Raw genomic sequence first — 11,421 nt, 5'->3', positions numbered from 1 at the left:
GCCGAACCCACGGGACGCGGCCGGTTCGGTGCCGCGGGGAGGGCGTCACCCGCGTGGCCCCCGCCAGAACGCCTCCGCCCCCGCCACCGGCAAGGATGCGGCCATGGGTATACGTATGGTTCACCGCCGGACGCCCCAGAGCCGGCCCCCGGCCAACGCTCGGTCCGCCTCTTCCGCCGCCCAGGTCCCGGCGTCCTCGTCGGCCCCGGGTCAGGCGGCCGACGCCAGTTCCGCCCGCATCCCCGCCGACCTGGCCGTCACCGTGCGCCGGACGGCCACCCGCCTCCGCCGCAGGCTCCGCGCCCGCCCCGGCCTGCGGCAGTGGCTCGACCTCGCCCGCAGCCACCTCGCGCTGCTCCTCGCCGCGCTCCCCGGCCCCCGCCGCCCCCGCACCATGACCGTGTTCGTGGCGAGCCTCACCGAACGGCGGACGGACTCCGCCGCACGTCGTCGGCCACCCGAGCCGGACGCCACACCCTGACCGCCACGGCGTACCCCAGCACCCCGAGCAGCAGCCCCGCGCCCGCTCCGAACAGCACCGTGGGAAGCAGCTCCCAGGGCTTCGCCGTGGCCCCCCAGTAGTCCCACCACCGCACCGCCCGCCGCACCGCCGCGAACAGCGCGCAGCCGGCGAGCGCGGCGCCGGCCCACCACCGGTCCCGTACCGACAGCAGCGGCACCCCCACCGGCTCCGCGGCCGGCGCCCGTCGTACCGCGCGGGCCGCGAACACGGCGAGCACGGCCGCGCCCACCGCCGAACTGCCGTACTGGAGCAGCGTGTAGAGCGGCATGCCGGCGAAGTTCCGGCCGATCGCCGGGATCAGCCGCGTCCCCCAGCGGTCGTGGTGCGTGAACGCGTCCCAGACGACATGGGTGAGCGCGCCGAGCACGGCGGATGCGTACCACCACGCGGCCACCCGCAGCCCGGCACGCGCGCGTGGCGCCCCGCAGCGCAGCAGCGCGGCCATGCGCCCCTGCCGGGCGCGGGGCGCGAGGGCCACCACCGGTTCCCGGATCAGCAGCCACAGCGCCACCAGCGCCCAGGAGATGAGCACGTCGACGGTGAACACGCCGGTGAAGGAGTGCGTGAACTCGCCGAACTCCATCGCGTCCGGCACCGCGCTCGCCGCGTAATAGGTGAGGTCGGGGGAGAAGGACCCCGCGACGAGCACCGCCGGCACCAGCCGTCCCCGACCGGTTCCGTCGCCGCGTACGGCGGGCAGCACGGCGGCGGCGTGGCTGAGTGTGAACGGCATGCGGGCCCCCTGGCACAGTCGTCGGCCGGAGCGCCGAACAAGTGATCGCGTACGACAAGTATCCGGGACGCGACCGTCGTTCAACGGGAGATGGCCAACTGGTGAAAACCGGGCACCAGCGGGTGTCCGTGACAAGGAAGTTGTCGTAGGGTCGCCTGGGTCGCCGACCGGCGTGTACGGCCGGACGCACTACCTCACCACGCGAACGAGGTAACAGGAGGCAACCACAGCACCGGGTCGACCGTCACACCAAGGCGAGCAGACAGACGGAGACGGGCGCTCGGAAGGCGCCCATGGGAGGGGTTCACCTTATGGCGGCGCAATTCGGCAGGCGGCTGTGCAAGGGAGCCGCGACGACCGCCGCGGCCGCGTTGGCGGTAGCGGCTCTGTCCGCGTCCCAGGCACCGGGGGCCACGACCGCGGACACGGGCAGACAGGCCAACGCCGGCGCCAGCACCTCCGCGCCCGACCAGGCCGGCGCCACCGGCGACTCGCCGTACTACACGGACCTGCCGCCGCTCGACAGCCCGAACCCCAGCGCAAGCCCCACCGCCTCCTCGCCGAGCACCGCCACCGCCGTCGCGCAGGGCGCGGCAGAGGCCGGCATACCGGCCACCGTTCTGGACGCCTACAAGAAGGCCGAGGCGGAACTGCGCGGCTCCAAGCCCGGCTGCAACCTGCCCTGGCAGTTGCTCGCCGCCATCGGCAAGGTGGAGTCCGGCCAGGCCCGCGGCGGTGACGTGGACGCCCAGGGCAACACCCTGCACCGCATCCTCGGCCCCGAACTCGACGGCAACGGTTTCGCGCTCATCAAGGACACCGACGGCGGCAAGTACGACGGCAACAGCGCGTACGACCAGGCCGTCGGCCCCATGCAGTTCATCCCGTCGACCTGGGCGTGGGCGGGCCGCGACGGCAACGGGGACGGCGTCAAGGACCCCAACAACGTCTACGACGCGGCGCTCGCCGCCGGCCACTACCTGTGCCGCAACGGCTGGGACCTGTCCGTCCAGGCCGACATGAACAGCGCGATCCTGAGCTACAACAACTCGCAGGCCTACCTCAACCTGGTCCTGTCCTGGTACGAGTACTACCGCAAGGGCACCCACTCGGTCCCCGACGGCAGCGGCACACTGCCCCGGCACAGCAGCGACAACTCGACCGGCTCGACCGGCTCCGGTTCCGGCTCCGGCGGCTCCACGGAGAAGCCCGGCAGGACCACGCCGAAGCCCGCCGAGCCCTCGCCGAACGTCCCGAGCACGACGCCGAGCCTGCCGCCGACGGCCACCGACACCGTGGACCACCTGGCGGACGCGGGCACCGGCACCGCCACGCTCACCGCCATGGCCGGCGACGCGTTCGGCAAGCGGATCAGCACGCGCGCGGAGACCAAGGCCGGCCGGATCGTCGCCAAGGTCCGGGTCCGCTTCACCATCGTCGGGGACACGGACGCGACCTTCGCAGGCGGTGAGAGCGTCGCCATGGTCGCCACCGACGGCAAGGGCGTCGCCGTCGCCCCGGCACTCCAGGCCGGCGAGAAGACCGGCGACTTCACGGTCCACGCCGCCGTGGTCGGCCGCACGGCCAAGGGCATCGACTACGACGCGACCGTCACCGCGCGCGCCGCCGACACCCTCGCCCTCGTCAACACCACCGCGCCGACCTGCACCCCGGGCGGCGAGTTCGCCGACCAGATCAAGGCGAAGGCCACCTACCAGGGCGCCGTCGCCGACAAGGTCGCCGCCACCGCCACGCTCGTCAAGTCGGCCGACGACACGAGCGAGAACGACAAGGGCCCGTACTTCAAGGACGCGAACGGCAACGCCGTCCGTACCCTCACGGGCCTCCAGACGGACGCCGACGGCCTGCTCACGCTGCCCAAGCTGTACGCGGACGACATCTCCGGCACGTTCCTGCTCCGCATCACCACCACCGGCGGCGCGACGCTCACCGTCGAGCTCACGGTTGCCGCGGCCGCTCCCTCGTCGAGCCCGTCCCCGAGCCCTTCCGCGTCGGCCTCCGCCTCCGCCTCCGCTTCCCCGAGCGCTTCCGCCACCAACTGAACCACCTCGTACGACGACCAGGGCGCCCTCCCGCCGACGCGGGACGGCGCCCTCGTCGTCGTACGACCTGTTCTCATCTCACCCTCCCGTTGCTACGGTGCCCGGACCTGACGCTCCATCAGGAAGCTGTCGGCCGTAGGGAGGCCCCCGCATGCGTGCCCTGATCGCCGCCGCGACCGGTCTCGCCCTCGCGCTCGTCCTGGTCGTGACGGTCAGTGCCCTCGGATCGCCGGACGGAAAGACGTCTCCGAAGCCGCTGCTCACGACGGTGCCCGCCCACCCGTAACCGCCGCCCAGGGAGGCCGAGATGCGCCGCAAGGCCAGTCTGGTCCTGCTCGCCTGTGCCGTGTTCTTCGCGACGCTGTCCCCGCTGCTGCGCTGGTACGCCTTCCCGCGGCTCGCCAAGATCCCGCCGAACCAGTACCAGGACGTGGTCCTGGTGGCGAAGAACGCCACGCTCCTCGACTACGGCACCATGAAGGCGAGGAAGGTCCCGCAGATCACCATCGTGCAGACCCTCAAGGGCGACGTGGCGGCCGCGAACAAGATCGAGAGGACGGCCGGCCGGGACGTCGTCGTCTGGGACGGCCTGTCCTACGTACAGGGACCCGACGGCAAGATGGTCTCCGAGATCCCCGAGCGCTACATCTTCGACGCGCACAGCCAGGAACCCGTGCACGCGACCGGCGAGATGGTCGACGGCGACCCGGTGAAACGGGACGGCATCGAGTTCAAGTTCCCGTTCCTGACCGAGAAACGGGACTACGAGTACTTCGACGCGCAGAGCCGCACCACCAATCCCATCCACTACAAGGGGACGCGGACGTTCCGGGGCGTCAAGGTGTACTACTTCGAGCAGACCGTCCCTTGGACCAAGGTCCCCATGCCGAAGAAGATGCCGGTGCAGGGCATCACCCCCGAGTCGGTCGCCAAGACCGGCACCACCCGCTGGTACACCACGGTCCGCAGGTTCTGGGTCGAACCCGTCACCGGGGCACCCGTCTACGGCGAGGAGACCCACAAGGAGGAACTGCGCGGCGGCACCCTGCTGGGCGGCCGGGCCAAGGTGACGGCTTTCGCCGGTGACGTGAAGATGCGCGAGGACTACATCGAGCACACGGTCGCCCTGGTCAAGCACAACCGCACGATCGTCCTGATGCTGACCTCCTATCTCCCCTGGGGGTTCCTGTCCCTCGGCGTCGCGCTGCTCGCCCTCTCCCTCTACCTGGAGGCCCGCGGCCGCCGTCCCGGCGACCCGGCACCGGTCGACACCCGGGTTCCGGAACCGGTCAGCGCCTGAGCCGCGCGTTGGTGTGCCGGGTGGGCTCGGCGGTGGCGGGATCCTCCGGCCAGGGATGCTTCGGGTACCGCCCGCGCAGCTCGGCCCGTACGCCCCGGTAGCCGTCCTTCCAGAACGAGGCGAGATCGGCGGTGACGGCGGCGGGCCGCCCGGCCGGCGACAGCAGATGTACCAGCACCGGCACCCCGGCCACGACGGGCGACTCCTGCAACCCGAACATCTCCTGCAGTTTCACGGCGAGCACGGGCTGCTCCGGATTGCCGTAGTCGACCCGGATCCGCGACCCACTGGGCACGACGATCCGTTCCGGCGCCAACTCGTCCAGCCGCCCCGCCTCCCCGCTCGCCCACGGCAGCAGCCGGCGCAGCCCCTCCCCGGCGTCGATCCGCCCGAGATCGGCCCGCCGCCGGGCCCGGCCGAGCTCCGGCTCCAGCCAGTCGTCCACGCGCGCGTGCAGCGCGTCGTCGGACACGTCCGGCCAGGGCTCCCCGACACGCAGGCGGACAAAGGCGAGCCGCTGCCGCAGCGCGGCGGCGTCGGGCGTCCACCGCAACAGGCCGAGCCCTTCGCGCCGCAGCCCGTCGAGCAGCGCGTCGCGTACGAGGGCCGGGCCGGCGTCCGGCCACGGCCGCACCGTGAGCTCGATCGCCCCGAGCCGTTCCACGCGCCGCGCGACCACGTCCCCGCCGGCCCAGCGGACCTCCTGGTCCTCGGCGTACAGCGTGGCCGCCGCCGACCTGGCCGTGTCCTCGTCCACCACGGCGGCGAGCCGCACGCGCGCGTGCCCGCTGCCGACGGGCCGGTCCGCGACGGCCACCGCGATCCACGGGGCGCCGCGCAGCGGGCTGCCGGCACCGAGCTCGGCCCGGGTGCCGGAAGCCATGAGGTACGAACCTCCGTCGGCCCTGGCGACACGCTCGGGGAAGGCGAGGGCGGCGACGCGTCCCACGGCGCGGTCGTCGACGCCGTCCACCGACGCGCCCTCGGTGTCCGCCCGCAGTCGCCGTACCTCCGCGAGCCACCGCCCGGCGTAGACGTCACCGCCCCGCCGGGCGGTGCGCAGCGCGGCCGCGAGATCGTCCCCGTACTCCCGCGGAGCCTCCTCGCTCAGCAGCGCGACCACCTCGGCGGCCTCGCCCGGGGCGTCCAGCAGCGCCCGGCCCAGCCGTGGATGCACCCCCAGCCGGGCCAGCCGCACGCCTCGTTCCGTCGCCCGGCCGGCGGAGTCGACCGCACCGATCGCCGTCAGCACCTCCCGCGCAGCCGCCATCGCCCCGGCCGGCGGAGGGTCCAGCAGCGCCAGTCCCGCGGCCTCCGGATCGCCCCAGCAGGCCGCCTGGAGGGCGAACGCGGTCAGATCGGCCACCCTGATCTCCGGGGCCGGAAAGGCCGTCAGGCGGGCGTCCTCGGCCTCGGACCAGCAGCGGTACACGGCCCCCGGCGCCTCACGCCCGGCCCGCCCCGCCCGCTGCCGCCCGGCCGCGCGGGACGCCCGCACCGTGGCCAGCGCGCTCAGCCCGCGCGCGTGGTCCACCCGCGGCTCCCGCGCGAGTCCCGCGTCGACGACCGCCCGTACCCCGGGGACGGTGAGCGAGGACTCGGCCACCGCCGTGGCCAGCACCACCCGGCGCCGTACCCCGGGCGCCAGCACCGCGTCCTGGACGGACGCCGGTGCCCGGCCGTGCACCTGGAGCACCTCCACGTCCCCGAGGTCACCCAACCGGCCCGCCACGCGCGCGATCTCGCCCACGCCCGGCAGGAAGCACAGCACGTCCCCGTCCCGTTCGGCCAGGGCCCGCCGCACCACCGACACCACGTGCGCCAGCAGCGCCGGGTCGACGCGCATCCCGTGCGGTGGCCGTACCGGCCGTACCGGCGGCGCCCACACCACCTCCACGGGGTGGGCGACACCGGCCGCCTCGACCACCGGCGCCCCGCCCAGCAGCCGCGCCCACCCCTGCGCGTCCGTCGTCGCCGACGCCGCCACCAGGCGCAGCTCCGGCCGCAGGGTCTCCCGTACGTCCCAGAGGAAGGCCGCCACCGTGTCGGCGTCCAGATGACGCTCGTGGCACTCGTCGAGGATCACGACGTCGACGTCGGACAGTTCCTGGTCGCGCTGCAGACGCTGCAACAGCACGCCGGTCGTGACGACCTCCACGCGCGCGTGCCGTCCCACGACCCGCTCGCCGCGCACGGTGTAGCCGACGCTCCGCCCGACCTGCTCGCCGAGCAGCCAGGCCATCCGGCGGGCCGCCGCACGGGCGGCGATCCGGCGCGGCTCGGCCACCACCACACGCCGCGCGGGCCCGTCGCCCAGCAGCCCGGCCAGCGCCAACGGCACCAGCGTCGTCTTGCCGGTGCCGGGCGGTGCCACCAGCACGGCGGTGCCGTGCCGCTCCAGGGCGTCGCGCAGACCGGGCAGGGCCTGCCGCACGGGCAGCGCGTCCAGGGCGTCGTAACGGATCACGCACCCAGTGTCGTACGCGACCGGAACCGCCTCGCACGCGCGCGTGCGTTCCCTCAGAACGTCCAGGACGTCCTGACCCGCCGGACGCTCAGTCGCGCTCGCACACGAAGATCGCCGTGCCCGGGATGAGACCGCCCCGCAGCGGGGACCAGCCGCCCCACTCGGAGGTGTTCCAGACCGGCCACTCCGGCTCCACGAGGTCGACGAGGCGGAAACCCGAGGAGGCGATGTCCCGGACCCGGTCGCCGAGCGTGCGGTGGTGCTCGACGTACACCGCGTGGCCGTCCTCGTCCTGCTCGACGTACGGCGTCCGGTCGAAGTAGGAGGCGGAGACCGAGAGCCCTTCGGGGCCGGGCTCGTCGGGGAACGCCCAGCGGATCGGATGCGTCACCGAGAAGACGAACCGGCCGCCGGGCCGCAGCACCCGCCGCACCTCGCGCAGCACCTGGCGCGGATCGGCGACGAAGGGCAGCGCGCCGTACGCCGAGCACGCCAGGTCGAAGGCGGCGTCCGCGAAGGGCAGCGCGCCCGCGTCGGCGCACACCAGAGGAAACGATCCGCCGATGCGCAGCGCGTGCTGGAGCTGGCGGTGCGAGAGGTCCAGCGCGACCGGCCGGGCGCCCTGGACGGCCAGCCAGCGCGAGCACTGCGCCGCGCCGGCGCCGATCTCCAGGACGTCCTTGCCCTTCAGCTCCTCCAGCGGGCCGAGCAGCTCCGCCTCCACCTCGTCGAGGCCCTCGGGGCCCCACACGAAACGGTCGTCGCCGAGGAACGTGCCGTGCTCGATCTGGTACTCGTCGGCGTTGCGGTCCCACCAGCCGCGGTTGGCCCGGCTGCTCTCCACGGCCCCGGCGGCACGCCGGGTGGCTTCGGGTTCGGCCTCGGTGCCGGTCGTCGAACCGGCCTCTTCATGGTCGAACGAATCGGGCTCTTGGATGATCGGCTCCCTCGTCGTACTCTTCCGTGCAACCCGTCAGGGGTGTGTGTCACGGAGGGGGTCTCCCGGGCGTGCATGGCCTGGTGGGACGTTTCTTGTGCCGGGTATGCGGCGATCCGCCCCGGGTGTGCGCCTTCGCGCATTGACCCTGCCCGGCTGCCCCCGTATGCTACAAGTTGCGCTGCGGGCCTGCGCACCTCAGACGTAGCAGGCTGCGCTCGCATCTGTTGTATGTCCCCTCGGTTTTCGAGGCGTCACCAGTTGTTCTGGGTGTCGCTTCCTTGGCTGTCCGGCTTCATCAGAGCGAAACGGGCTCCTGGCGCAAGCAGTACCTACGACTTCAATGTCCGTACCGGAGCCCTTTCCCACATGACGAGCAGCACCGAGACCACCGCCACCACCCCGCAGGTAGCGGTCAACGACATCGGTAACGAGGAAGCCTTCCTCGCCGCGATCGACGAGACGATCAAGTACTTCAACGACGGCGACATCGTCGACGGCGTCATCGTGAAGGTCGACCGGGACGAGGTCCTGCTCGACATCGGTTACAAGACCGAAGGTGTCATCCCGAGCCGCGAACTCTCGATCAAGCACGACGTCGACCCGAACGAGGTCGTCGCCGTAGGTGACGAGATCGAGGCCCTTGTCCTCCAGAAGGAGGACAAGGAAGGCCGCCTGATCCTCTCGAAGAAGCGCGCCCAGTACGAGCGTGCCTGGGGCACCATCGAGAAGATCAAGGAAGAGGACGGCATCGTCACCGGTACCGTCATCGAGGTCGTCAAGGGTGGTCTCATCCTCGACATCGGCCTCCGCGGCTTCCTCCCGGCCTCCCTGGTCGAGATGCGCCGCGTGCGCGATCTCCAGCCGTACGTCGGCAAGGAGCTCGAGGCCAAGATCATCGAGCTGGACAAGAACCGCAACAACGTGGTCCTGTCCCGCCGTGCCTGGCTGGAGCAGACCCAGTCCGAGGTCCGCCAGACGTTCCTCACGACCCTCCAGAAGGGTCAGGTCCGTTCCGGTGTGGTCTCCTCGATCGTCAACTTCGGTGCCTTCGTGGACCTGGGTGGCGTCGACGGTCTGGTCCACGTCTCCGAGCTGTCCTGGAAGCACATCGACCACCCCTCCGAGGTCGTCGAGGTCGGCCAGGAGGTCACCGTCGAGGTCCTCGACGTCGACATGGACCGCGAGCGCGTCTCCCTGTCGCTGAAGGCGACCCAGGAAGACCCGTGGCAGCAGTTCGCCCGCACCCACCAGATCGGCCAGGTCGTGCCCGGCAAGGTCACGAAGCTGGTTCCGTTCGGTGCGTTCGTCCGCGTCGACGAGGGCATCGAGGGTCTGGTCCACATCTCCGAACTGGCCGAGCGCCACGTGGAGATCCCGGAGCAGGTCGTCCAGGTCAACGACGAGATCTTCGTCAAGGTCATCGACATCGATCTGGAGCGTCGCCGGATCTCGCTGTCCCTGAAGCAGGCCAACGAGTCCTTCGGTACCGACCCGGCGTCGGTCGAGTTCGACCCGACCCTGTACGGCATGGCCGCGTCCTACGACGACCAGGGCAACTACATCTACCCCGAGGGCTTCGACCCCGAGACCAACGACTGGCTCGAGGGGTACGAGAAGCAGCGCGAGGAGTGGGAGCACCAGTACGCCGAGGCGCAGCAGCGCTTCGAGCAGCACCAGCAGCAGGTCATCAAGAGCCGCGAGGCCGACGCCGCTGCCGCTGCCGAAGGCGGCGACGCCGCGGGTGCGGCTCCGGCCGCGGGCGGTGGTTCGTACTCCTCCGAGGGCGCCGACACCTCCGGTGCGCTGGCCTCGGACGAGGCGCTGGCCGCGCTTCGCGAGAAGCTCGCGGGTGGCCAGAGCTGATCGCTCGCCGCTGGGCTTAGTGATAGCTGGGCTTAGTGATAACTGAGGGGCCGTACCTTTCGAGGTACGGCCCCTCGGTGTTTTTCGGGGCGCGTGTTTGTGTGCGTGCGCGGGCTCGCTGTGGCTCATCGCGCAGTTCCCCGCGCCCCTGGGGGGAGCCGGCCGTGCCGTCCGCTGCGAAGTCCCGTGCGCGGAAACGGGTCACCGGAAGGGGATCCGTCATGGCACAGCCTCAGGACGCCAGGGCGACGACGCCGGCTCCTACGCCAGGCCCACCCCGGCCCAGCGTGAACAGCGCGCCGTCGCCGCCGGCGTGCGGATCCCCGGCGACAAGTACCGCACCGAAGGGGCCTCCTCCTTCTCCCAGCCACTGGCGTCGGACCCCCGCCTGGAGGCCGCCTGGCACGACACCTGTTCCGCGTGTCGGCGGGAATGCCTGTGGCCAGTGCCGCGTTGACCCGTACGGACACGAGGAGGAGCGGTCACTGTGCTTGATCCGCAGGGTTTGTACGCATGGGAGCCGAAGGGCCTGGCAGTCGTCGACATGGCGCTGGCCCAGGAGTCGGCCGGTCTTGTCATGCTCTACCACTTCGACGGATACATCGACGCGGGTGAGACCGGCGACCAGATCGTCGACCGGCTCCTCGACTCGCTGCCCCACCAGACTGTCGCCCGCTTCGACCACGACCGGCTCGTGGACTACCGGGCCCGGCGCCCGCTGCTGACCTTCAAGCGGGACCGCTGGACCGAGTACGAGGAGCCCGGCATCGAGGTCCGGCTGGTCCAGGACGCCACTGGCGCGCCGTTCCTGCTGCTGTCCGGCCCCGAGCCCGACGTCGAGTGGGAGCGCTTCGCCGCGGCCGTACGGCAGATCGTGGAGCGGCTCGGGGTCCGCCTGTCCGTGAACTTCCACGGCATTCCCATGGGCGTCCCGCACACCCGCCCCGTGGGCCTCACCCCGCATGGCAACCGCACCGACCTGGTCCCCGGACACCGCAGCCCCTTCGAGGAGGCCCAGGTGCCCGGCAGCGCCGAGGCGCTGCTCGAGTTCCGCCTCATGGAGGCCGGCCACGACGTCCTGGGCGTCGCCGCGCACGTGCCGCACTACATCGCCCGCTCGCCCTACCCGGACGCCGCCCTGACCGTCCTGGAGGCCGTCACGGGCGCCACCGGCCTGGTCCTGCCGAGCATCGCGCACGCCCTGCGCACGGACGCGCACCGTACCCAGACCGAGATCGACAGCCAGATCCAGGAGGGCGACGAGGAGCTGACCGCCCTCGTACAGGGTCTCGAGCACCAGTACGACGCGGCCGCGGGCGCCGAGACCCGGGGGAACATGCTGGCCGAGCCGGTGGAGATCCCGTCGGCGGACGAGATCGGCCTTGAGTTCGAGCGCTTCCTCGCGGAGCGGGAGGGCGACAACTGAGGCCCTGCCTCCCGCACCCGGCCCGCACCGGCCCGGACGGCAAGCCCCGGCGGGGGTGCGGACCCTTGGCCCGGGGCGCCGAGCCCCTGGCCGAGGGCGTCGCGCA

The 11,421-nt window shown here is 72.2% G+C and carries 9 protein-coding genes; 6 read left to right on the top strand and 3 right to left on the bottom strand.

Going from position 1 to position 11,421, the window contains the following annotated elements:
• Nucleotides 1–103 precede the first annotated feature (103 nt).
• Nucleotides 104–481, top strand: coding sequence for a hypothetical protein (locus LQ326_RS27660; RefSeq protein ID WP_234541195.1), 378 nt, complete (start codon nucleotides 104–106; stop codon nucleotides 479–481).
• Here LQ326_RS27660 and LQ326_RS27655 read toward each other — a convergent pair.
• A complete protein-coding gene (locus tag LQ326_RS27655; protein ID WP_234541183.1) occupies nucleotides 417–1,256 on the bottom strand; it encodes a DUF4184 family protein in 840 nt (279 codons plus the stop codon). The genes LQ326_RS27660 and LQ326_RS27655 overlap by 65 nt on opposite strands.
• Before the next feature lie 311 nt (nucleotides 1,257–1,567).
• Here LQ326_RS27655 and LQ326_RS27650 point away from each other — a divergent pair, with 311 nt between their 5' ends.
• The 3 genes from LQ326_RS27650 (at nucleotide 1,568) to pgfA (ending at nucleotide 4,619) form a co-directional block, all read left to right on the top strand.
• On the top strand, nucleotides 1,568–3,319 hold the full coding sequence (locus tag LQ326_RS27650) for a lytic transglycosylase domain-containing protein (protein WP_234541181.1): 1,752 nt from the start codon (nucleotides 1,568–1,570) through the stop codon (nucleotides 3,317–3,319).
• 151 nt (nucleotides 3,320–3,470) lie between these two features.
• On the top strand, nucleotides 3,471–3,605 hold the full coding sequence (locus LQ326_RS27645; RefSeq protein ID WP_234541178.1) for an SPW_0924 family protein: 135 nt from the start codon (nucleotides 3,471–3,473) through the stop codon (nucleotides 3,603–3,605).
• A gap of 21 nt (nucleotides 3,606–3,626) precedes the next feature.
• Complete coding sequence (gene pgfA / locus LQ326_RS27640; protein WP_234541176.1) at nucleotides 3,627–4,619, top strand: cell envelope lipid trafficking protein PgfA; 993 nt, start codon at nucleotides 3,627–3,629, stop codon at nucleotides 4,617–4,619.
• Here the strand turns inward: pgfA and hrpB are convergent.
• Nucleotides 4,609–7,086, bottom strand: a complete 2,478-nt coding sequence (hrpB, locus tag LQ326_RS27635; protein WP_234541166.1) for an ATP-dependent helicase HrpB — start codon at nucleotides 7,084–7,086, stop codon at nucleotides 4,609–4,611. The genes pgfA and hrpB overlap by 11 nt on opposite strands.
• An 88-nt stretch (nucleotides 7,087–7,174) precedes the next feature.
• A complete protein-coding gene (locus tag LQ326_RS27630) occupies nucleotides 7,175–8,023 on the bottom strand; it encodes a class I SAM-dependent methyltransferase (RefSeq protein ID WP_234541417.1) in 849 nt (282 codons plus the stop codon).
• Between the two features lie 369 nt (nucleotides 8,024–8,392).
• Here LQ326_RS27630 and rpsA point away from each other — a divergent pair, with 369 nt between their 5' ends.
• Both rpsA and LQ326_RS27620 read left to right on the top strand, forming a co-directional pair.
• Entirely contained in the window at nucleotides 8,393–9,889 is a 1,497-nt protein-coding gene (rpsA, locus tag LQ326_RS27625) for a 30S ribosomal protein S1 (protein WP_234541156.1), read from the top strand.
• Nucleotides 9,890–10,376: 487 nt separating this feature from the next.
• The gene (locus LQ326_RS27620; protein ID WP_234541153.1) at nucleotides 10,377–11,315 is read left to right on the top strand and encodes a PAC2 family protein; all 939 of its coding nucleotides are present in this window, start codon (nucleotides 10,377–10,379) and stop codon (nucleotides 11,313–11,315) included.
• Nucleotides 11,316–11,421: the final 106 nt, after the last annotated feature.

Source organism: Streptomyces shenzhenensis, assembly GCF_021462265.1.
Lineage (GTDB): Bacteria > Actinomycetota > Actinomycetes > Streptomycetales > Streptomycetaceae > Streptomyces > Streptomyces shenzhenensis.
This window is presented reverse-complemented; position numbering and strand designations above follow the sequence as displayed.